The organism is Candidatus Pelagibacter bacterium nBUS_28, from assembly GCF_051200915.1.
Taxonomy (GTDB): Bacteria; Pseudomonadota; Alphaproteobacteria; order Pelagibacterales; family Pelagibacteraceae; genus Pelagibacter.
Map to the genome: position 1 here is coordinate 971,224 of NZ_CP172844.1, position 21,388 is coordinate 992,611.

The window sequence follows — 21,388 nt, forward strand, 5'->3', positions numbered from 1 at the left end:
ATGACCATCGGTTGGCATTTTGATAATACATATTTAAAACTATCTAAAACATTTAGAGAAGAAATAAAACCTACTCCTGTACACGATCCAAATTTAGTAATTTTGAACGAGGAACTAGCAGAAGACTTAAAATTAGATTTTTCAAAAATAGATAATAAAGATTTAGCAAAACTATTTTCAGGAAATGTTTTACCAAATGATACAAACACAATTGCTCAAGCATATGCTGGTCATCAATTTGGTCATTTTACAATGCTTGGTGATGGAAGAGCAGTTCTTCTAGGTGAGCATTTAGTCAATAATACCAAACGTTTTGACATACAGTTCAAGGGTTCTGGTAGAACTTCTTTTTCAAGAAGTGGTGATGGTCGTGCAGTTTTGGGACCAATGCTTAGAGAGTATATTATCAGTGAAGCAATTCATGCTTTGAACATTCCTACCACAAGGAGTTTGACTGTGGTTAGTACTGGAGAAAAAGTGGTAAGAGAAAATTTATTACCGGGTGCAATATTAACTAGAGTAGCATCCAGTCATATAAGAGTTGGAACTTTCCAATATATTGCAGCCAAACAAAATGTAAATGATTTAACCACTCTATTAGATTACACAGTTGAAAGACATTACCCAGAAATTCAATCTTCTAAAAATAAAGCTTTAGATTTATTAAGTCTCGTAATGGAAAAACAATGTCAACTTGTTATCAATTGGATGCGTGTAGGTTTCATTCATGGAGTAATGAATACAGATAATATGACTCTATCAGGTGAAACTATTGATTATGGTCCATGTGCATTTATAGATCATTATGATCCAAAAACAGTTTTTAGCTCTATAGATAAATTTGGTAGATACTCATTTTCAAATCAACCACCTATTACCAAATGGAATTTAGCAAGATTAGCTGAGTGTTTAATACCTTTAATTGATAAAAATGAAGATCAGGCAATTAAGATAGCAACTGAAATCATTGATAATTTTCAAAATATTTATGAAATAAAATGGCTAAATATGATGAGGGATAAACTTGGTTTATTTGGTGAAGACAAAGATGATTTAGAACTAATCAATAATTTATTAAATTGGATGCAATCAAATCAAGCAGATTATACTAATACTTTTTGCTATTTAATGAACATTAGTTCTATTCAAGATCAAATATACGAAGATAAAGATTTTATAGACTGGTCTAAGAATTGGGAAAAAAGAATTTTAATCAATGGTGGAAATAAAGAAAATTCTTTAGAACTTATGAAAAAAAACAATCCTTTTGTTATTCCTCGAAATCATAAAGTAGAGGAAGCTTTAGAGGCTGCAAATAATAATGATCTAAAACCAATATATGATTTATTATCTATTCTAAAAAAACCTTATACAAAACAAGTTAATATTGAAAAATTTCAAACACCATCTAAAAACCAAAATTACCAAACTTTTTGTGGAACCTAAAATTATAAAACGTAAGGTTCAGGTCTAGCACTATTTCCTAGCACTCTTTCAACTGCAAAGTCACTGATATCAATTGTCTGGTAAGAGCCCGTTGTAATTAATTCAGTTAATGCTCTACCAATTCCTGGTGCTTGCATTAATCCTCTTCCTGTAAAACCAGATGCAATGTAAACATTATCAAACTTAGGATGTTTGCCTACAACTGCGTTATTATCTAGTTTATTACAGTCATAAAAGCCTGCCCAACCACCTGTAAGTTTTAATTCTTCAAATGCTGGTATTCTTTGTGCTAATGCAGGCCATACTAGTTCTTCAAAATCATTCCAGGCTGGCTCTAAATCTGTAGCATCAAATACTGAATTTGGTGACCCAGCTAAATATTCTCCACCTTCTGGTCTCCAATAAACCCCCGTTGTTAAATCACCTGATAAAGGCATTTCTTTTATATATTTTGGGCATTTAACTCTAAAAACTGTATGTTTTTGTGGGACTACTGGAATATCTTCTAACAGTTCTTTAGTCCAACATCCTGCTGCTGATACTATTGTTTTAGCCTTAATTTCAGAAATACTTTTTACTTCACCTTTGATAAACTCAGCTCCAAGTTCTATTGCCTTGCTTTTAAGTGCACTATGAAACATGAATGGATCAATCCATCCCTCGCTTTGATTATCGGTATAAGTTGCTGTTTCGATACCTTCGCTGTTTATATATGGAAAAACTTTAGATAATTCCGAGCCTTTAATATTTTTTGTTCCAGCTTCACACTCTTTATGATTTTCTAAAGCCCTATATTGTTCTTCAGCATGTTCAGGACCAAACATTAATAAATATCCATTAGTTACCATACTTGCAGTAGGGTTTGGATTTTTTTCAGTTTTTAACAGATCTGGAATTTGAAAAATAAATTCTTTAGCAAATTTACCAAGTAAAATATTTTCCTTTTGAAAAAACTGTCTTCTGAAACCTCCTAAAGATAATGGAAATGAAGCTGTTTTATAAGTCGGATCTCTTTCTATTACTTTTACTTTTCTACCTTCTTTAGATAAAAAATAAGCACTTGCTGCTCCTATTATTCCACCACCAATTATTACAACGTCATCCATGTTTAATTTAATATTATTAAACTAAAATTTAAAACTAAAGCAAAGGTGCACCAAAGTATATAAGGAATCATTATATATGAGCTAGTCAAGTTGACACGCTTAAATCTAATAATAAGATTGATAATTAATACTATTAATATGATTAATACAACTAAGGCCAAAATCATGTTATGTAATGCAAAAAAAGTTATACTCCAAGTTGCATTAAAAACTAAGTGTATAAAATAAATATAAATCGTATTCATTTCTCTATTTTTTGTGTGCCAATAAAGCCATATTGAAATAGTCATCATAAAGTACAAAATAGTCCAAACAGGACCAAATACCCAGTCTGGTGGATTAAATATTGGCTTATTCAATAATGAATACCAAGGATTCATAAAATTAATTGTGGCCAAACCTCCAATTAAGAAAGCTGAAAAAGTAATGAGAAGAAACAGTATAAATGTTAATAATTTATTTTTAATCATGTTAGTAATACTTAACAAAAAATGAACAAAAAAACTATTTGGATAACTGGCGGAAGTACTGGAATTGGTAGAGCTTTAGCAATTAAATTTGCAAGCAAGGGTTGGAATGTAGCGGTATCAGCAAGAAGAGTAGAATTATTAAACGAGCTTTCAAATACATATGAAAATATTTATGCTTTTCCACTTGATGTGACAAATAAATTAAAATGCAAAGAAGTATTTAATGAAATTAAAAATAAGTTTGAAAATATAGATATATGTTTTTTTTCAACTGGCACATGGAACCCTAAAAAAGAAAAAGATATAGATGTAGAACAAATAGAAGATGTATTTAAAATAAATTTTTTTGGAACGGTAAACAGTATTAAAGCAGTTGAAGAGTATTTCAGAAATAAAAAAAACGGTATTATTACGATAGTTTCATCTATAGCTGGATACAGAGGATTACCAAACTCTACAGGTTATGGGCCATCCAAATCTGCTCTAAATAATTTAGCCGAAAGCTTATATTTTGATTTTAAAAGATATAATGTGCGTGTTTGCTTAGTTTCTCCAGGTTTTATTAAGACACCAATGACAGATAAAAATGATTTTAAAATGCCATTTTTAAAAACACCAGAATATGCTGCAGATCAAATTTATAATGGTTTAATTAACAAAAATTTATTTGAAATACATTTTCCTAAAGCACTGACAATTACATTAAAACTTTTAAGTTTTTTACCTAGTAAAGTTTATTTTGGTTTAATTGGTAGAATGACAAAATATCAAAAAAAATAATTAATCTTTTACAAACACAACCGTTAACTCTGCGACTTTAAAACCAAACTTTGTCATAGTAGCTCTATTAATAGCAACTCTGTCATCTTGTTTAAAAATCCAATCGTCAAATGTGATCTTCATTTCTTTGCCTTTGACAGGAACTAAAAGAACATATTCAAATTTAAATGCAGGTCCATAAGAGTATCCTATTGCTTTACCAACAACATCTCCTGCAGTACCTTCATAATTATTTTCATCTATCTTGTTGATAGTCCATTCTCTATTTTGCACTTCTCCATCATCCCAATTAAATTTTTCTTTTAAAATTAATTGCTTGCCATCCCAAGTTCCATCTAAGTCAGCAGAGAATTGTCTTGTTACTTTACCAGATCTATTCTGGAGAACGCCCCAAGCTTTAACATTTCCTGTTAAATATTCTTCAATTATTAATCTTGGTTCTTTATTTTTAAAATCTTCTGGTTTCATTGCGCTATTATTTGAACAACTTGTAATTAAGAATAATGAAATTATCAATGAAATAGATCTAATAACATTTAAATGACGCATTTGTATCTCCTCTATGTATTATTTATTTTGAAGTGAAAATTGAATTAAATCAATATTTTTTGATTTAAAACCGGCTTCACAATACGAAAGGTAAAACTCCCACATTCGTTTAAAAGTTAAATCAAAACCTTGGTTTTTAATCAAATCCCATTTTTTATTAAATTCATCTCTCCATAAAGCTAATGTATCCGCATAATGATCCGCATAAGAAAGATACGAGTTCACAGTTAATCCATTATTAGACACAAGTTTATTAATAGTATTTTTATTAGGTAAAAACCCTCCTGGAAAAATATATTTTTGAATGAAATCTTGTTTATTTTTATACCTATCAAACAAACTATCATCTATGGTAATAGCTTGAATAGCAGCCATGCCTCCATCAGAGAGATTATGTTTGATTGTTTTGAAATAGCTCTCTAAGTAATTTTGACCCACAGCTTCAATCATTTCAATTGATGCTATGGAGTCATATTTTCCTTTTAAGTCTCGATAATCTTTAATTTCTATATTAACCTTTTCATTCAAACCACAATTATGAATTCTTTCTTTTGCATATTCAAATTGTCTCTTTGAGATAGTAATACAATCCAGTTTAACATCATAATTTTTACCTAGATACTCTGCAAAACCACCCCAACCACAACCAATTTCTAAAACTTTATCCCCATTGTTGGGCTGAATTAAATTAATTAATTTTTGGTACTTGTTATTTTGCGCATCAGACAAATTTTTATTTTGATCATCAAATATTGCACTTGAATATGTGAGAGTTTTGTCTAGCCAAAGAGAGAAAAAATCGTTTCCAAGATCATAATGTTTAGCAATATTTTCCTTACTTCTATTTTTTGTATTTTTAATAAATCTGTTTTTAATAAAATTTAAAAACTTTAAATCTAATAAACCAGCAAATTTATGTACAATATTAATATTTCTTGCAGTTAATTCAATTAAATCAGATAAATTATCAGTTTCAAATTCATCTCTCATATAGCATTCAGCAAATCCAACACTTCCTCCTTTGATTAAATTATAATTTAATGCAGGAGTTTTAATTTTTAAATTAGCTTTTAGTTTATCATTTGGATTACCAAATTTTAATATTTCACCAGAAAAAGTTGAGATTTCTAAAGATCCAACATTTATTCTTTTAAGAATACTAAAAACTATTTTATCTGCAACGCTGTAAAGTAACATTAATTTTCAATTGTTATATTATTGTTAGTTTTAATTTTTTTTTTTATGAACTTAATTCCTTTTGTCCATAATTTAAACGCTTCATAATGTATCGCTAGGATGATCTTAAAAGTCATCATTGGATGTTTTAAATATGATTTAATTAAACATTTTGTATTAAAATCTGACCTAATTCCATCTTGTGAGGCATATAAAATTTTATCTTGAGCGTCATACTGATCAATTATAACTGATATTTTATTCCCTGGTTTCAATAGTCGAAAAAAATAATTACAATTCATTTCAATAAATGGAGATACATGAAATTTTTTAGAGCAATTATTTTGTATTAAATTAGCATCTTTTTCTACTCGAAATATATAAGTATGTTGTTCGCCAAATGTATTTTTAACTTCATATAAAATTGAAATTAATTGATCTTTTAAATCATAAACATAAAACACACTTAAAGGATTGAAAACAAAACCAAAAATTCTTGGATAACATAAAATCTTAATTTTTATATTGTCAGTAGAAATATTATTTTTTTTTAAATTATTATGTACCCATTCTACCAATGAAGATCCATTTCTTTCACCATGATCTTTGTCATAAAAGCTGATTAAATTAATCTTATTATATGAAAAAAAATTAACTTTATTATGCAGTGTTTCCAATTCAGAAAGATCTATTAATAATGAAAAAACATTATATTTAAAATAATGAATCTTTGGTTTAAACCTTTTGTGTATTACCTGCCCATTATATATCGATGAATTAATCATTTAAGGTTTTAAGCATTTCAATTGAAGATTTTATGCCATCTTCATGAAATCCGTAACCAAAATAACTTCCTGCAAATAAAGTATTGTTAACATTCTGAATAGAATTTAATTTTGACTGATTTTTTAATGCATTTTCATCATAATAGGGATGTGTAAAATCTATCTCATTATAAATCTTATTAGGGTCAATTTTAAAAAAAGGATTTATTGTTAAAAAAATATTTTGATTAATCTTTAAATTTTGCAACTGATTTAACCAATAAGTAACTGATGAATTCTCTTTATTGTTTGGATCTAATGATGAATTCCATGAACACCATGCTTTTTTATTATTTGGCATTGAGCTTTCATCAGAATGAATTATTGCAATGTTTTTTCTATATTTAAAATTATTTAATATTTGTTTTTCTTGATCAGAAGCATCCGAGATAATCTTTAAACTCTCATCAGCATGAGAAGCTAGCACAACTTTGTCATAGGTAAAAAATTCATGTTCTGATCCATAATAAACCTTTACCCTGTTATCACTTCTTACGATTTTATTAATTTCATAATTTTTATAATATTCTCCACTTATATTAGATAAAATTTTATTAACATAAGTTTTACTTCTATTTGATACAGTGAACCATTGAGGTCTGTTTTTAAGTTTAAACAATCCATGATTTTTAAAAAAATTTAAAAAGAATGATAATGGCATTTGCGATGCCTCGTATGGTGGCATTGACCATATTGCTGAAACCATTGGTATTATGTGATAATCTATGAAGAAATTAGTTTTTTTGATTTTTTGCAAATATTCTCCAAGTGTAATGTTATTTTCAAGTGTATTAGGATCTAATTTTTCACACCTTTTGTAAAAATTAATTATTTCAAAAAACATTTTTACAAATTTATAATTAAACAAATTTAACTTGTTTGAAAAAATACCATTTAAACCTTTTCCACAATATTCAATATTAGTTTCTTTAACATTAACTGAAAATGACATGTCACTTTCTTCAATTTCAATCTCATTTTCTTTAAAAAAATTAATTAAATTTGGGTATGTGATTTTATTAAAAACCATAAAACCAATATCAACGGCAACTTTTTCTTTGTCATTATATTCAACATCTAATGTATAAGAATGACCACCAAAACGATCTTGCTTTTCAAACAAATCAACTTTATGTTTTTTTGATAAATAGTAAGCTGAGCTTAATCCTGATATTCCCGAACCTACTACTGCAATTTTCATTTAATAATTTTTATGCAGCAGTATCTTCATACTCATCCATTGATGGACATGTACAAAATAGGTTTTTATCTCCATAAACATTATCTACTCTTCCAACTGGTGGCCAATATTTGACTGTCTTTAAAAATTCAGATGGATAAGCTGCTTCCTCTCTTTCATATTTATGTTCCCACTTGTTGGAGGCTAATTCAAGATGAGTATGTGGCGCATTCTTTACTGGATTGTCCAATTTATCATATTCACCTGAATGTATTTTATCGATTTCTTGTTTAATTTTTTGAAGAGTTGAGCAAAATCTATTTATCTCACTTAAACTTTCACTTTCAGTTGGTTCAATCATCATAGTTCCAGCAACAGGCCATGACATTGTTGGTGCATGGTAACCAAAATCTATTAAACGCTTAGCTATATCTTCCTCTGTAACACCTGTATCAGCTTTTATTTTTCTAATATCAATAATGCATTCATGGGCAACATTCCCACTTTTGCCTTTGTACAAAATTGGAAATGAGTCTTTTAATTTGTGAGCAATATAATTTGCATTTAATATAGCAACTTGTGATGCTTTCTTTAAACCTTCGGAACCCATCATTTTTATATACATCCATGAGATTGATAAAATGCTTGAGCTTCCCCAAGGGGCAGCTGAAACAGCGCCAATTCCTGTTGTAGGTCCACAATCTTTAATCACTGAATGTTTTGGTAAGAAGGTTTCTAAATGTTTTTTGCAAGCTATTGGTCCCATGCCTGGTCCTCCTCCACCATGTGGAATACAGAATGTTTTGTGTAAATTTATATGACAAACATCTGGGCCAAATTTTCCTGGTTTTGCAATACCTACTAATGCATTTAGATTTGCTCCATCCATATAAACTTGTCCACCATTTTCATGAATAAGTTCACAAATATCAGTTATTTTCTCCTCAAAAACTCCATGTGTTGAAGGATATGTAACCATTAATGCTGCTAAATTATCTTTATGTTCTTCAGCTTTTTTCTTTAAATCTTCAAAGTCTACATTTCCATGATCGTCACATTTAACCACAACGACTTTCATCCCAACCATTTGCGCACTCGCAGGATTAGTGCCATGAGCAGAACTTGGAATTAAACAAACATTACGATTAGCTTCATTATTTTTTTCATGAAATTTACGAATTACCATTAATCCAGCAAATTCGCCTTGGGCTCCAGCATTTGGCTGCAGTGATACACCTGAAAAACCAGTAATTGATCTAAGCCAATTTTTTAAATCAGTAAAAAGTTCTCTATAACCATCCATTTGTTCTACTGGAGAAAAAGGGTGTGGTTGTGAAAACTCTTTCCAAGTTACTGGTATCATCTCAGATACTGCATTCAACTTCATTGTGCATGAACCTAAAGCTATCATTGATCTATTTAAAGCGATGTCTGCATCTTCTAGTTTTTTTAAATATCTAAGCATTTCAGTTTCTGAATGATAACTATTAAAAACTGGATGATCTAGGTAAGTTGAACTTCTTAATAAATTTTTAGGAATATTAGATAAGCTCTCATTCATAGATTCTTTAATTGTTTCAGAACAATTAAAAATTTTCAGCAATTGATTAGCTCTGTATAGATTTTTTCTTTCATCAAAAGAAACTGCAAGCATCTCTGAATTTACTTTTCTGATGTTAACACCTTCATCTAAAGCATTTTTATAAATCTTATCAGTCTTATCTAAAGTTTTTACAGTTACAGTGTCAAAAAAATGATCTGAATAAAGTTCATATCCAGATTGTTTCAGCTTATCAGCAAAATTTTTTGTTAACTGAGAAACACTTTCTGAAATTTTTTTAATTCCTTTAGGGCCATGATAAACTGCATAAGCTGCAGAAACAATTGCCAACAAAGCTTGAGCAGTACAAATATTACTTGTAGCTTTATCTCTTCTAATATGTTGCTCTCTGGTTTGAAGAGCTAATCTATAAGCTTTTTTACCATGTCTATCTACTGAAACTCCAACTATTCTACCTGGCATCGATCTTTTGTATTCATCTTTTGTAGCAAAAAATGCTGCGTGTGGACCACCATAACCCATTGGAATGCCAAATCTTTGTGAACTTCCTACGGCAATATCTGCTCCTAATTCTGCAGGTGTTTTTAATTTTGCAAGAGCTAGCAAATCACAAACTAAAACTGCTTTACCATTTTTTTTATGTATTTTACTTATTGCTTCACTAGGATCTTTAATATCTCCTAATGTACCAGGATAACTAATTATACCGCAGATAATCTCATCTTTGATATCAGTCTCCTCATCACCAATAATTATTTCTACCCCTAAAGGTTCGGCTCTTGTTTTAATGACTTCAATTGTTTGTGGGTGACAATTTTTTGATACAAAAACTTTATTTGAGTCTGTCTTAGATATTCTATAGCTTAAACCCATAGCCTCTGCTGCGGCTGTTCCTTCATCTAAAAGTGAAGCATTAGCTATATCCATGCCTGTAAAATCAATAATCATCTGTTGAAAATTCATTAACATCTCAAGTCTACCTTGAGCAACTTCAGGCTGATATGGTGTGTAAGAAGTATACCACCCTGGATTTTCTAAAATATTTCTTAATATAACGTAAGGAGTGTAGGTTCCGTAATATCCCATTCCTATAAAGCTAGAATAAACTTTATTTTTTTTTGAAATATTTTTTAATTTTCTAAGTGCTTTATATTCAGAATTTGGATCTCCTATCTCTAAATCATCTTTTAATAAAATTTTTTCTGGTACAGTATTTTTTATTAACTCATCTAGATTTTTATACCCCAACTCTTTAAGCATAACATTTTGCTCTTCAGTAGAGGGGCCTATGTGTCTTTGAATAAAATCTTTTTGAGCATTTTTTAACATTTAATTCCCACTTTCTTTTGCAAATTTGTCGTATTCATCTTTGTTCATTAAACTATCTAGTTCATTTTTATCTTTAATTTTCAATTTGAAAAACCAAGCTTCATTTTCTGGATCTGAATTAATTTTACCAGGATCGTCAACTATTGATTGATTATTTTCCATTACTTCACCTGATATAGGTGTGTAAACATCGCTTGCAGCTTTAGTTGATTCTACTACACCCGCATTTCCATCTTTTTCAACAGAAGTACCTACGTCAGGTAATTCTACAAATACAATATCTCCCAACATTTCAGTTGCATGTTGGGTAATACCTATTGTGCCAACATCACCTTCTATTTTTATCCACTCATGTTCTTTAGAATATTTAACTTCACTCATTTAGTTGCTCCTTTCACATAACTTTTTTTATAAAATGGTAATCCACAAATATTTGCTGGATATTTTTTTCCTCTTACCTCAAGAAAAACTTTTGTATCTTTTTGAGAAAATTCTTTTTCAACATAACCCATTGCAACTGGTCCATTCAAGCTTGGTCCAAAGGTACCACTAGTTACTTCACCAACAACCAACTCATCTTCATTGAAAATTTTTGTTTTCTCCCTCGCAATTAATCTTCCTTCTGGTTTAATTCCAACTCTAATTTGCGGAGTACCCTCATTAATTTGATTTATAATTTTATCTGAACCTATAAACCCACCATTTGTTATTCTTTCTTTCGATATTGCCCATTTAAGATTGGCTTCGATTGGAGTTTTATCCAAACCCAATTCTTGACCATATAAACACAGTCCCGCCTCTAATCTCAATGTATCCCTAGCGCCAAGTCCTATAAGCTGAGCTCCATTTTCAAGTAATTTTTTTGTAAACTCTTCGGCAAAATCATTGGAGATAGATACTTCAAAGCCATCTTCACCAGTATAACCTGATCTAGTTACAAATAATTTTTGATCTTTGTAATAAAACCAATTTCCTGTCATAAAATTTAGGTCTTTTGCTCCATTAAGAATTGTATCTAAAATCTCTACAGACTTAGGTCCTTGTATTGCTATTAAAGATCTATTTTCTTCTAAATTCATCCTATATTTATCGTTAAGTAATTTAGATATAATTTTAAAGTCATTATCCTTGCAAGCAGCATTTAATATTATTAGATAACCACCATCTATTTTTGTAATAATCAAATCATCATAAATTCCAGCATTTTCATTCATTAAAAAACTATATTTTGATGAATTTACTTTTAAGTCTTTTAAATTTAATGGAAAAATTTTTTCTAAATCTGCGGTTAAACTATCATCACCATAAATAAATAATTGCCCCATATGCGAAACATCAAAAATGCCTGAGTGTGTTCTTGTAAATTTATGCTCTTCAACAATACCTTTGCTGTATTGTATTGGCATTTCATAGCCTGCAAATTCTACAAATTTAGCTTTGTTATCTTGATGAAGTTTGTTTAAAGATGTTTTTTTTATTTCCATACTAACTCGTTGTACCCATCTGTATATTTGCCTGAGAGTTTTGCTCCTTCGGCGAGAATTTAATCTCTTTCCAGAGTTAATATGTTACGGTCCTTTTTACCTGAGAGTTTCCTGGGTGGTTGCTCCTTCGGTGTTACAAAATTTGTAATCTCTCCCGTTAATTATCAATTTATCAACTATTTACAGATGGTCAATGAGAAATACTTTTTTTACGCGTACTTAATAGTGAGTAAAATTGAACTAATACAGCAAAAATAATTATAGCTCCTCCTATCAACCCAAACATAGATGGTCTTTCACTAACAAATATAAAGGCCCAAATTGGTCCCAAAACAGATTCAGATAACATTATTATTCCGACCATGGCTGAAGGTGTGGTTCTTGCTCCACTTGTAATAAATATAAATCCTAATCCAACTTGAAAACAGCCACCTAGAAAACCTAGAAAAATATCATGCGGTGAAATCATTATTTTTGTTGAAAGTAAAAAACCAATAAAGCATGAACATATACCTGCTACAAATTGTGCTGGCACCATATCAACTGTTGGAAATTTTCTCACAATAATAATTAAAACTGCAAAGGTGATAGGCATTGTAAATGCTGCAAGATTTCCTGAAAGCTCACCTGGTGTTAATGAATTTCCCACCATCAACAAAACGCCTGATATTGCTAAAATAATTGATGTTAACGTAATTGCAGAAATTTTTTCCTTAAGAAAAAAATAACCAAATATTGCGAGAAATAAAATTTGAAGTGATATAATGAAATTCGTATTAGCAACCGTCGTGTTATACATTGCAAATACATATCCACAGAAACCAAAAGATAAAATAATTCCACCAATAAACCCTGGTAAACCAGAATCTTTAAATGCTTTAAAAGTTTTCTTCTTATAACTGATTATTAAAAAAGCTAGAACTGTCAGAGAAAAAAATAAGGATCTCCAGAATAAAATTTGCCATAAAGTTGAACCTTCAAATGACTTAACTATAAGTCCACCAAAACTTAAACAGCAAGCACCTAAAAATACTAATAAAGGTCCTGGTAATTTTGTAATTATATTCATTAGATTTGTGAAATTAAATTTTGAGTTTCCATTTCATACAACTTAAACAAAGTTTCTGCATCAGATAATTCTATTTCTTTAAATTTTATTTTTGACCCAGGCGATATTTGAACCAATCTGTCATAATCAACACTAGCAACAACTCCTATTTTTGGATAACCCCCTATCGTTCCATGGTCTGATAGCATTATAATTGGATTACCATCTGCTGGAACTTGTATTACCCCCTTCAACAAACCTTCAGATTTAATATTTGTATTAACAATGTTTTCTATTTCAGGGCCATTTAATCTCATGCCCATTCGATCAGATAATTTTGATACTGTAAATTCTTTTTCAAAAAAATTTTTTTTTCCTTCTTCAGAAAAATAATCGAAATTAGTTCCTTTTATAACTCTTATATTTTCTACTTTTGAGTTTAAATAATTAGTTTTATTTTTTTGTTGATTTGTACTTATCTTTGAAATGATTAATTTTTGATTATTCTCTAATTTTTTACCCTCGTTAGAACCAATGTTGGCTTTTGTATTTATTGAGCAGCTACCCCATTGTAATTTTAAATCAAACTCCCCACTAACAGCCAAATAGCCATAAACAGATTTGTTAGTTGATAGAATGTCAATCTCATCTCCATTTTCTATTAGATAATTTTCATAACAATTACCCTCTATTTCGTTATCCTTTTTTCTTATTTTAAAGATTACATCTCCAGCTACAGCTATGGTAATATTGTCTCCACTATACTTTAATAAAGGACCTTGATATGCAAACTCGATAACTGGTAAGTCTAATTTATTACCAACTAGTCTATTAGCTAATAGATAATTTCTATTATCCATGGCTCCACTGAAAGGAATACCAATATGGTATAAATTATTTCTTCCCATGTCTTGAAATGTTGTGTTTATACCAGCTCTTATTATTTCAAAATAATTGTTACTCATTATAATTTTTATATTCTTCAAATGTTATTTGTTTAAATTTAACAGTATCACCTGGGTTAATTAAATTAGGATCTTTTTCTTTTGAACTATCAAATACTTCTAACGGAGTATTTCCGATGATGTTCCACCCACCAGGGCTTTCAAATGTATAAATATCAGCAAATTGTTCTGTTATTCCAACAGATCCTTTTGGCACTTTTACTCTTGGAGTTTCCAACCGTTGAACTCTCATATTTTCATCTAAATCACCTAAAAAAGGCATGCCTGCTATAAATCCTGTCATATAACAAAAAAATTCTTTATTAAAAAAATTCTCTAAAATTTTTTCTTTAGTTAAATTTAATTTCTTCTCTAATCTTTCCATGTCTAAAGAAAATGAAGCATCACAACAAACTGGCACCTCTAAATTTTTGCTAGTTATCTTTAAAGTTTCTTCAACATTAAGTTTTTCAATTTTATCTTTGATTTCTCTAAAATTTGTTACACGAAGATCATAAGAAATAATCAATTTATTATAAGAAGGTGTAAGATTATTAATTCCTTTAATTTTTTTTTCTTTAATTGTATTAAAATACTTAATTACATCAGAGTTAATTTGTTTATTAACCTCAGTTCCAAAATCACAGTAAAGAGCTGCGTCACCAAGATTTGATATATTTTTTATCATGTCATGTTATACTTCAACATTTAAGACTATGGAAATTAATATAAATTGTGATTTAGGTGAAAAATCTAAACATCATTCTAATAAGTATGATCCTAATTTACTAGAGATAGTAAATTCTGCTAATGTTGCCTGTGGTTTTCATGCTGGAGACGATGAGTCTATGAACCAAGTTATCAAAATATCCAAGGAGAATGGAGTAAGCATTGGTGCACATCCGTCATTTAATGACCCTGAAAATTTTGGCAGACAAAGAATGAATCTTTCTTCAGGTGAAATTACAAAATTAATAATTGATCAATATGATATTTTACAAACAATTGCAGACAATTATAAAGAAAATGTTACACACATTAAGCCTCATGGTGCACTTAACAATATGGCCTGTGAAGATATAGAATTAGCAACCACTTTAGCTAAAACAATAAAAGGAATTAACAAAGATTTAATTTACCTTGTTCCAACTGGTTCGAAAATGGAAGAAGCTGCAAAAAAATTCAACATGAAAATTGCATGTGAAATTTTTGCAGATAGAAACTATGAGGACGATGGAAATCTAGTTTCTAGAAAAAAACCTCACGCATTAATAACTGACCCAGAACAAGCAAAAAAACACGTGCTAAATATGGTTAAAAATCAGGCACTTAATTGTCACAGTGGAAAACAGATACCTTGTGAAATAGACTCTATATGCATACATGGAGATAACGAAAGTTCATTAGCTACAGCAAAATCAATCAAAGATAATTTGATTGATAATGGACTTATACTAAAACCTTTAAACTTAATGGAGAAATTTATTTAATGTTAAAATATATATTTACTATTCTTGCTTTACTTTTATTTGCAACATACTCACATTCAGCAGGATCAGATCCTAAACCAGCAAAAGTGAAGACTGATTATTCTAAAGCAGTTGAGTCAATTAAATGGGCTAAAAAATATGAAAAAAAAGGAAAATTAGAAAAAGCAAAAAAAAGATATGAAAAAGCACAAAAACTTCTAATTAGATCCAATAAAAAAAAACCTTTGCAAGCTGACATCTTAAATTATCTGGGTTTTACAACTAGAAAACTGGGTGATTATGAAAATGGAGAAAAATATTATTTACTTGGTTTAGAAATTGATCCAAATCATAAAGGAATTAATGAATACTTGGGCGAACTTTACGTTGTAACCAATAGAATTGCTCTTGCAAAAGAAAGATTAAATGTATTGGAAAATTGTAATTGTGAAGAGTATGGTGAATTAAAAGAAATAATTGATGGAACAAAAACATCAAAATATTAATTCATATGCTTGACATACAAAATCCAAAAGAAGCAAGAAAAGTTATCAGAAATAACGAATATACTGAACAAACAGCTGGATCAGCAAACAAATATGTACAAGGAAATATTTGTATTTTACCAAGTAAGTACGCAATGGATTTTGCTTCATTTTGTCAAAAAAATCCAAAGCCTTGTCCTCTAATAGGCTTTGGCACTAAGGGTGATCCATCTTTAAAAGATTTGGGAGATATCGATATAAGAACAGATGTACCTCAATATAGAATATGGGAAAAAGGAAAAATTGTTGATGAGCCTTATGATATAAAAAAATATTGGAATGAAGATTTAACAACATTTGTTTTGGGATGCTCGATGTCTTTTGAGTTACCTTTAATTGAAGCAGGAATACCTATTCAGCATATAGAGAATAATACTATTGTACCAATGTATCGAACTTCAATAGATTGTGAACCAGCTGGGCAGTTTTCAGGAAAACTTGTAGTATCTATGCGGCCATTGAATTCAAAAGATACAATTAGATCAGTCCAAATTAGCTCAAGATTTCCAGCTGTTCATGGTGCACCTGTACACTTGGGTGACCCTTCAGAAATTGGTATAAAAGACATAATGAATCCAGAATATGGTGATCCACCAAAAGCATTTAAGAATAATGAAATTCCAGTTTTTTGGGCTTGTGGAGTAACACCACAATCTGTTTTACAAGATTCGAAACCAGATTTTTGTATAACACACAGTCCTGGAAAAATGCTTATAACTGATAAGCTAAATAATGATTTAGCAGCCTTATAATTAATTTCCTAAAAAAACTTTTGTAACTTTATCGTTATCAATTAGATCCTCTGATTTTCCATCAATAACTAATCTTCCACTTTCAAGTACATAACCTCTATCGGCCATACTAAGAGCTAATCTAACATTTTGCTCAACAAACAAAATTGATATTCCTTCGTTAACAATATTTTTAAAAATTTTAATTAAATCTTTCATTACCATAGGTGATAAACCTAAAAAAGGTTCATCAACCATTAAAAGTTTTGGAAGTCCCATCATACCTCTAGCTATTGCCAACATTTGTTGTTCACCGCCAGACATTGTCCTCGCTAATTGGCTGGATCTAGCTTCAAGTTTTGGAAAGATCTTATAAATTTTATTTAGCGAATTATCTAATTCCTTTTTAGCTGCAGGGTGCCAAGCACCAAGTAAAAGATTTTGCATTACAGTCAAATGAGGAAAAACTCTTCTTCTTTCAAGAACATGAGATATGCCTAGTGCAGTTCTTTTATGCGTAGGTTCTTTGGAGATTAAATTGTTATCAAAATGTATACTTCCATTCTTATGATGTACTAAATTACTTATTGTATTTAAAATTGTACTTTTTCCAGAACCGTTTGGCCCTAAAAGAGCAACCATTTCTGCTTTCTTAACATTTATAGATACGTCCCAAATTACTTGGAAGTCATCGTATAAAACATCAATATTTTTAATATCAAGCAGCATCGAATGTTCCTAAATAAGAGTCCACAACCTGTTTATTATTTTGAATTTCTTTTGGAGAGCCATAGGCTATTCTTTCTCCTTGATCTAAAGCTAAGATATTATCTGAAATCTCCATAATGATATTTATATTATGTTCAATCGTAACAATTGTAACTCCTGACTTTTTAAGTTTTTTGATAAGTTCCACGAGACCAGGTATAGTTTTCTGGTCAACGCCACCAGTTACTTCGTCCATTAGTAATAATTTTGGCTCTATTGCCATTGCCCTTGCCATCTCAAGTCTTTTTCTTTGTCCTGTAGAAAGCTCTTTTGCAAAATGATGTCTTTTCTCAATCAAGTCAACAAAATCAATTATTTCTAAAGCTTTATCTCTAGCTTTTTTAATATTTTTTTCTTTAACAAACGAACCTATCATGACATTTTCAAGCAATGTTTGATCTGCAAATGGTTTTAATTTTTGAAATGTTCTTCCAATACCTAGTTTGCTTATTTTGTCAGGAGTTAATCCAAAAATATTTTTTTCAAAAAATTTAACTTCACCAGTATCAGCTTTTGTATAACCTGTGATTAAGTCGAATAAAGTAGATTTTCCTGCACCATTTGGGCCAATTACACCAAGTATAGAGCCTTCTTCAACGTCAAAAGAAATATTATTGTTTGCTTTAATTCCACCAAAAGCTCTGCTTAAATTTTCTACAGATAAAATTTTCATCTTTGTTTTTTTCTCTCTAAAATATTTTTTGGAACAAAAGATATAAGTCCATCTGGTCTAAAGACACAAATTAACATTAATATTAGTCCATAAAGGATTAGATCTACCGCACCACCTGTACCACCTAAATATATTCTTGAATATTCTGAAATTGGAATCAAGATTGCTGCTCCAAGTAATGGCCCCCAAACATTACCTATTCCACCAAGGACAGTTATCAACAAAACAATAATTGATATTTCAATATTAAAAACTCTATCGGGATCAATTATTAAAATATATTGAGCAAACAAACTTCCCATTGGAGCCATAATCATAGCTGATATTACATAAACAATAATTTTGTAATTTGAAACATTAATACACAAACTTAATGCCGCTTGAGGATCATCTCTCACAGCTCTTAATCTAAATCCTAATTTTGATCTACTTAAGATCCAAACCAAATAAAAAGTGATTAAAAAAAATACTAAAAAAACATAATAGTAAGGCATTTTACTTGTGTGAAATTGAAGCGCTAACCAAGAGTCACCAGATGTCATTGGAACCCATAAACCAGATGCTGCACCAACTAAATCCCATCTTTGAAAAACCACTTGAAAACTTATCCCTATCAGCAACGTTGCGATTGCAAAATAATGCCCACTTAATCTAAGCATTGGTATTCCAATTAAAACTGCTGCAACTCCTGAAAAAATTATTCCAAAAAATATGCTTATCCAAGGAGAAATACCGTACTGAACATAAAAAAATGAAGTTGCATAAGCTCCTATGCCAAAGAAAGCACCATGTCCAAGACTAATCTGGCCAGAAAATCCAGCTATTACGTTCCAAGATTGAGCCATAACAGCATGCATGAAAATCATGATCATTAAATGGAGATAAAAAGAGTTTAATCCAAAATGAGGTAGTGCAAATAATAATAAAACTATACCAGCAATTAATGAAATAATCTTTTTGTCTGTGTTCCAAAGTGGCTCTGCTTGTGCGGTTAATAATTTATCGTTCATTAATATCTACCAAATAAACCTTGAGGTTTATAAATTACCACTAATAAATATATTGCAAAGACATACAAAAGTTTAAAAGATGGATCTATCAATAAGCCACCTAATGACTCTACAAGACCAATAATTATTCCTGCATATAAACAGCCAATAATACTTCCAAAACCACCTAGAGCTACAGCAACGAATGCAAATAAAGCAAAATTAATTCCTACATCAGTAAAAATGAAAAAATAGTTAGCCATCATTCCTCCTGCTATACCTACACATCCAAGTCCGATTGCCCATCCAATTGCAAACATTTTGTTTGAAGGAATTCCTAAAATTTCAGCAGCGTGTCTATCTTGAGCTGTAGCCTGTAAAGCTAAACCAGTTTCAGTTTTTGTGACAAATAAATACAAAGCTATAAAAGCAACCAAACATACTAAGCTTGCTACTAATTGTGGTTGACCAATAAAAACAGATCCTATTTCAAGCCTACCCTCTAATAAAGGTTTTTCTATATTTCTAAAATCTGGTGTCCATAATAATTGAGCTATAGATCTTATGAATATTGATAATCCAAAAGTAGCACAAATTTGAATTAACATTTTTGCTTTTAAGATGTATCTAATTAAAAAATAGTGTGTGAGTATTCCACATACAGCCATCAATAAAATTGTAATCGGAATTGAAAAAATAGGATCAATCCCAAATAATGACCACAGCCAAAATGAAGAAAACATTGATAGCATTAAATGTTCACCGTGAGCAAAATTCACAATATCCATTAAACCAAAAATTAAACTCAGTCCTGCAGCTATTAAGGCATAAATTAATCCCATCATTAGACCGGTAACAATTGCTTGAAGAATAATCTCTGATGTCATTTAGAATAAATATAAATTAGAATACGTATAAACATTATATATAATTGCAAAAGTATATCATTGAATTGATTTTATATATGGTATTTAATTAATTATTAACAAAAACAAATATGAGGGGAAATAAATGAAAAAATTAATACTTGCAGTATTTACTTTTTTATCATTAATTTGTGCACCTGTAATAAGTTCTGCGCAAGATGTTAAAATTGGAGTACTGTATCCATTAACTGGTCCTGTAGCCCAAGTGGGTAAGGATGCGGTTGCTGCAGTACAAACTGCTTTAGATATTATTAATAATAGCCACAATATTCCTGGAATGCCTTTAGCAAAAAATGCTGGTCTAAAAGGTTTGGGTGGTGGAAAAATTTCAATAGTTGTTGGTGACCATGGTGGAAAACCAGATATTGGAGTTGGTGAAACAGAAAAAATGTTAAATTCTGATAAAGTTCACGCAATGTTTGGAGCTTACTATTCATCAGTTACTGGTGCAGCTAGTCAAGTTTCTGAAAGAGCTGGTATACCTTGGGTTAATGGTGAGTCTACATCTCCAAAATTAACAACAAGAGGATTTAAATATTTCTTTAGAGTTACTCCACACGATGGTGAATTTACTCAATTAATGTTTGAATTTATGAATGACTTCAACAAAAAGAATAATAACAAATTAAATACACTTGGTATTATTCATGAAGATACTTTGTGGGGATCTGATAGTGGTGGAACACAAAATAAAATGGCTAAAGATCAAGGATTTAAAGTTATTGAAAAAATTAGCTATAAAGCAAAAACAACATCTTTAAGTTCTGAAGTACAGAGATTGAAAGCAAAAAACCCTGATGTTTTATTGCCATCATCTTATACTGCTGATGCTTATTTGTTTTTAAATACTGCTAAAGAACTTGATTATAACCCTAAACTTTTAGTTGCACAGAATGCTGGATATACTGATCCAAAATTTATAGCTACTATGGGAAGTAAAGCTGAAGGTGTAATTACAAGATCTCCTTTCAATACTGACTTGGCTACTACAATTCCAATGATTGGTACTGTAAATGACCTTTTCAAAACTCACTCAGGTGGAAGAGATCTATCTGATGTACCAGCTAGAGCTTTTACTGGCTTTATGGCGTTAGCGAATGCAATTAATAATGCTGGATCAACTGATCCTGAAAAAATTAGACAAGCGTTAGTTAATTTAGATATGTCATCAGACTCTTTAATTGTTCCTTACAGAGGAATTAAATTTGGTGCTGACGGTCAAAATGAAAAAACTAGAGGTATTTTGATGCAAGTTCAAGGTGGTAAATATTGTACAGTTTATCCATTTGAATTAGCTGCATGTAAATTGCAGTATCCAATGCCTACTTGGTCTCAAAAATAATTTTAGATAATATTAGAGGCGGTCATTAATTTGGCCGCCTTTTTTTTT

General features: G+C 30.1%; 22 protein-coding genes and 1 riboswitch. Of the genes, 6 read left to right on the plus strand and 16 right to left on the minus strand.

Translation table 11 applies throughout. The annotated features are described in order from the left end of the window. A complete protein-coding gene (locus tag ACIJYC_RS05200; RefSeq protein WP_435165214.1) occupies positions 1 to 1,446 on the plus strand; it encodes a protein adenylyltransferase SelO in 1,446 nt (481 codons plus the stop codon). Between the two features lie 2 nt (positions 1,447 to 1,448). Here ACIJYC_RS05200 and ACIJYC_RS05205 read toward each other — a convergent pair whose 3' ends face one another. Next, positions 1,449 to 2,552, minus strand: coding sequence for an NAD(P)/FAD-dependent oxidoreductase (locus ACIJYC_RS05205; protein WP_435165217.1), 1,104 nt, complete (start codon positions 2,550 to 2,552; stop codon positions 1,449 to 1,451). 2 nt (positions 2,553 to 2,554) lie between these two features. After that, complete coding sequence (locus ACIJYC_RS05210) at positions 2,555 to 3,022, minus strand: TspO/MBR family protein (RefSeq protein ID WP_435165220.1); 468 nt, start codon at positions 3,020 to 3,022, stop codon at positions 2,555 to 2,557. Positions 3,023 to 3,043: 21 nt separating this feature from the next. On the opposite strand from ACIJYC_RS05210, the gene ACIJYC_RS05215 reads away from it, so the two are divergent. Beyond that, complete coding sequence (locus ACIJYC_RS05215; RefSeq protein WP_435165223.1) at positions 3,044 to 3,802, plus strand: SDR family NAD(P)-dependent oxidoreductase; 759 nt, start codon at positions 3,044 to 3,046, stop codon at positions 3,800 to 3,802. On the opposite strand, the gene ACIJYC_RS05220 is transcribed toward ACIJYC_RS05215, so the two are convergent. The 10 genes from ACIJYC_RS05220 to ACIJYC_RS05265 all read right to left on the minus strand — a co-directional run bounded on the left by ACIJYC_RS05220 (position 3,803) and on the right by ACIJYC_RS05265 (position 14,585). Further along, the gene (locus ACIJYC_RS05220) at positions 3,803 to 4,351 is read right to left on the minus strand and encodes a DUF3833 domain-containing protein (protein ID WP_435165226.1); all 549 of its coding nucleotides are present in this window, start codon (positions 4,349 to 4,351) and stop codon (positions 3,803 to 3,805) included. Positions 4,352 to 4,369: 18 nt separating this feature from the next. Next, positions 4,370 to 5,548, minus strand: a complete 1,179-nt coding sequence (locus ACIJYC_RS05225; protein ID WP_435165229.1) for a class I SAM-dependent methyltransferase — start codon at positions 5,546 to 5,548, stop codon at positions 4,370 to 4,372. Then, complete coding sequence (locus tag ACIJYC_RS05230) at positions 5,548 to 6,312, minus strand: DUF1365 domain-containing protein (protein WP_435087709.1); 765 nt, start codon at positions 6,310 to 6,312, stop codon at positions 5,548 to 5,550. The genes ACIJYC_RS05225 and ACIJYC_RS05230 overlap by 1 nt, the downstream gene beginning before the upstream one ends. Further along, positions 6,305 to 7,552 (minus strand): NAD(P)/FAD-dependent oxidoreductase, encoded by a 1,248-nt coding sequence (locus ACIJYC_RS05235; protein WP_435165231.1) that lies wholly within the window; start codon positions 7,550 to 7,552, stop codon positions 6,305 to 6,307. The genes ACIJYC_RS05230 and ACIJYC_RS05235 overlap by 8 nt, the downstream gene beginning before the upstream one ends. Before the next feature lie 10 nt (positions 7,553 to 7,562). After that, positions 7,563 to 10,421: an aminomethyl-transferring glycine dehydrogenase gene (gene gcvP, locus ACIJYC_RS05240; protein ID WP_435165234.1), complete on the minus strand. Its 2,859-nt coding sequence runs from the start codon at positions 10,419 to 10,421 to the stop codon at positions 7,563 to 7,565. Then, positions 10,422 to 10,802, minus strand: a complete 381-nt coding sequence (gene gcvH / locus ACIJYC_RS05245) for a glycine cleavage system protein GcvH (protein ID WP_435165237.1) — start codon at positions 10,800 to 10,802, stop codon at positions 10,422 to 10,424. Next, positions 10,799 to 11,905: a glycine cleavage system aminomethyltransferase GcvT gene (gcvT, locus tag ACIJYC_RS05250; protein WP_435165240.1), complete on the minus strand. Its 1,107-nt coding sequence runs from the start codon at positions 11,903 to 11,905 to the stop codon at positions 10,799 to 10,801. The genes gcvH and gcvT overlap by 4 nt, the downstream gene beginning before the upstream one ends. Positions 11,906 to 11,982: 77 nt before the next feature. Beyond that, a riboswitch (glycine riboswitch) is annotated at positions 11,983 to 12,072 on the minus strand. Positions 12,073 to 12,095: 23 nt separating this feature from the next. Beyond that, positions 12,096 to 12,974 (minus strand): DMT family transporter, encoded by an 879-nt coding sequence (locus ACIJYC_RS05255; RefSeq protein ID WP_435165243.1) that lies wholly within the window; start codon positions 12,972 to 12,974, stop codon positions 12,096 to 12,098. After that, positions 12,974 to 13,918, minus strand: coding sequence for a biotin-dependent carboxyltransferase family protein (locus ACIJYC_RS05260; RefSeq protein ID WP_435165246.1), 945 nt, complete (start codon positions 13,916 to 13,918; stop codon positions 12,974 to 12,976). Before ACIJYC_RS05260 ends, ACIJYC_RS05255 begins: the two co-directional genes overlap by 1 nt. Next, positions 13,911 to 14,585 carry a 5-oxoprolinase subunit B family protein gene (locus tag ACIJYC_RS05265; protein WP_435165249.1) on the minus strand — a complete coding sequence of 225 codons (675 nt, stop codon included), beginning with the start codon at positions 14,583 to 14,585 and terminating at the stop codon, positions 13,911 to 13,913. The genes ACIJYC_RS05260 and ACIJYC_RS05265 overlap by 8 nt, the downstream gene beginning before the upstream one ends. 28 nt (positions 14,586 to 14,613) lie before the next feature. Here ACIJYC_RS05265 and ACIJYC_RS05270 point away from each other — a divergent pair, with 28 nt between their 5' ends. Genes ACIJYC_RS05270 through ACIJYC_RS05280 form a run of 3 tightly spaced genes read left to right on the plus strand, consistent with a single transcriptional unit; the run spans position 14,614 to position 16,663 of the window. Continuing rightward, positions 14,614 to 15,387 (plus strand): 5-oxoprolinase subunit PxpA, encoded by a 774-nt coding sequence (locus ACIJYC_RS05270; protein WP_435165251.1) that lies wholly within the window; start codon positions 14,614 to 14,616, stop codon positions 15,385 to 15,387. Next, positions 15,387 to 15,872: a tetratricopeptide repeat protein gene (locus ACIJYC_RS05275; RefSeq protein WP_435165254.1), complete on the plus strand. Its 486-nt coding sequence runs from the start codon at positions 15,387 to 15,389 to the stop codon at positions 15,870 to 15,872. The genes ACIJYC_RS05270 and ACIJYC_RS05275 overlap by 1 nt, the downstream gene beginning before the upstream one ends. Before the next feature lie 5 nt (positions 15,873 to 15,877). Next, complete coding sequence (locus ACIJYC_RS05280; RefSeq protein WP_435165257.1) at positions 15,878 to 16,663, plus strand: putative hydro-lyase; 786 nt, start codon at positions 15,878 to 15,880, stop codon at positions 16,661 to 16,663. On the opposite strand, the gene ACIJYC_RS05285 is transcribed toward ACIJYC_RS05280, so the two are convergent. From ACIJYC_RS05285 to ACIJYC_RS05300, 4 genes are read right to left on the minus strand one after another with little or no spacing between them, the layout of a single operon-like run. Then, entirely contained in the window at positions 16,664 to 17,371 is a 708-nt protein-coding gene (locus ACIJYC_RS05285) for an ABC transporter ATP-binding protein (RefSeq protein WP_435095826.1), read from the minus strand. Continuing rightward, the gene (locus ACIJYC_RS05290; protein ID WP_435087727.1) at positions 17,361 to 18,083 is read right to left on the minus strand and encodes an ABC transporter ATP-binding protein; all 723 of its coding nucleotides are present in this window, start codon (positions 18,081 to 18,083) and stop codon (positions 17,361 to 17,363) included. The genes ACIJYC_RS05285 and ACIJYC_RS05290 overlap by 11 nt, the downstream gene beginning before the upstream one ends. Continuing rightward, positions 18,080 to 19,093 (minus strand): branched-chain amino acid ABC transporter permease, encoded by a 1,014-nt coding sequence (locus ACIJYC_RS05295; protein WP_435165259.1) that lies wholly within the window; start codon positions 19,091 to 19,093, stop codon positions 18,080 to 18,082. Before ACIJYC_RS05295 ends, ACIJYC_RS05290 begins: the two co-directional genes overlap by 4 nt. Beyond that, the gene (locus ACIJYC_RS05300; RefSeq protein WP_435095832.1) at positions 19,093 to 19,959 is read right to left on the minus strand and encodes a branched-chain amino acid ABC transporter permease; all 867 of its coding nucleotides are present in this window, start codon (positions 19,957 to 19,959) and stop codon (positions 19,093 to 19,095) included. The genes ACIJYC_RS05295 and ACIJYC_RS05300 overlap by 1 nt, the downstream gene beginning before the upstream one ends. Positions 19,960 to 20,083: 124 nt before the next feature. On the opposite strand from ACIJYC_RS05300, the gene ACIJYC_RS05305 reads away from it, so the two are divergent. Then, positions 20,084 to 21,340 carry an ABC transporter substrate-binding protein gene (locus ACIJYC_RS05305; protein WP_435165261.1) on the plus strand — a complete coding sequence of 419 codons (1,257 nt, stop codon included), beginning with the start codon at positions 20,084 to 20,086 and terminating at the stop codon, positions 21,338 to 21,340. Positions 21,341 to 21,388: the final 48 nt, after the last annotated feature.

Coding starts and splice junctions, on each gene's coding strand:
- ACIJYC_RS05200 (WP_435165214.1), top strand. CDS start 1: ATGACCATCGGTTGGCATTTTGATAATACATATTTAAAACTATCTAAA.
- ACIJYC_RS05205 (WP_435165217.1), bottom strand. CDS start 2,552: ATGGATGACGTTGTAATAATTGGTGGTGGAATAATAGGAGCAGCAAGT.
- ACIJYC_RS05210 (WP_435165220.1), bottom strand. CDS start 3,022: ATGATTAAAAATAAATTATTAACATTTATACTGTTTCTTCTCATTACT.
- ACIJYC_RS05215 (WP_435165223.1), top strand. CDS start 3,044: ATGAACAAAAAAACTATTTGGATAACTGGCGGAAGTACTGGAATTGGT.
- ACIJYC_RS05220 (WP_435165226.1), bottom strand. CDS start 4,351: ATGCGTCATTTAAATGTTATTAGATCTATTTCATTGATAATTTCATTA.
- ACIJYC_RS05225 (WP_435165229.1), bottom strand. CDS start 5,548: ATGTTACTTTACAGCGTTGCAGATAAAATAGTTTTTAGTATTCTTAAA.
- ACIJYC_RS05230 (WP_435087709.1), bottom strand. CDS start 6,312: ATGATTAATTCATCGATATATAATGGGCAGGTAATACACAAAAGGTTT.
- ACIJYC_RS05235 (WP_435165231.1), bottom strand. CDS start 7,552: ATGAAAATTGCAGTAGTAGGTTCGGGAATATCAGGATTAAGCTCAGCT.
- gcvP (WP_435165234.1), bottom strand. CDS start 10,421: ATGTTAAAAAATGCTCAAAAAGATTTTATTCAAAGACACATAGGCCCC.
- gcvH (WP_435165237.1), bottom strand. CDS start 10,802: ATGAGTGAAGTTAAATATTCTAAAGAACATGAGTGGATAAAAATAGAA.
- gcvT (WP_435165240.1), bottom strand. CDS start 11,905: ATGGAAATAAAAAAAACATCTTTAAACAAACTTCATCAAGATAACAAA.
- ACIJYC_RS05255 (WP_435165243.1), bottom strand. CDS start 12,974: ATGAATATAATTACAAAATTACCAGGACCTTTATTAGTATTTTTAGGT.
- ACIJYC_RS05260 (WP_435165246.1), bottom strand. CDS start 13,918: ATGAGTAACAATTATTTTGAAATAATAAGAGCTGGTATAAACACAACA.
- ACIJYC_RS05265 (WP_435165249.1), bottom strand. CDS start 14,585: ATGATAAAAAATATATCAAATCTTGGTGACGCAGCTCTTTACTGTGAT.
- ACIJYC_RS05270 (WP_435165251.1), top strand. CDS start 14,614: ATGGAAATTAATATAAATTGTGATTTAGGTGAAAAATCTAAACATCAT.
- ACIJYC_RS05275 (WP_435165254.1), top strand. CDS start 15,387: ATGTTAAAATATATATTTACTATTCTTGCTTTACTTTTATTTGCAACA.
- ACIJYC_RS05280 (WP_435165257.1), top strand. CDS start 15,878: ATGCTTGACATACAAAATCCAAAAGAAGCAAGAAAAGTTATCAGAAAT.
- ACIJYC_RS05285 (WP_435095826.1), bottom strand. CDS start 17,371: ATGCTGCTTGATATTAAAAATATTGATGTTTTATACGATGACTTCCAA.
- ACIJYC_RS05290 (WP_435087727.1), bottom strand. CDS start 18,083: ATGAAAATTTTATCTGTAGAAAATTTAAGCAGAGCTTTTGGTGGAATT.
- ACIJYC_RS05295 (WP_435165259.1), bottom strand. CDS start 19,093: ATGAACGATAAATTATTAACCGCACAAGCAGAGCCACTTTGGAACACA.
- ACIJYC_RS05300 (WP_435095832.1), bottom strand. CDS start 19,959: ATGACATCAGAGATTATTCTTCAAGCAATTGTTACCGGTCTAATGATG.
- ACIJYC_RS05305 (WP_435165261.1), top strand. CDS start 20,084: ATGAAAAAATTAATACTTGCAGTATTTACTTTTTTATCATTAATTTGT.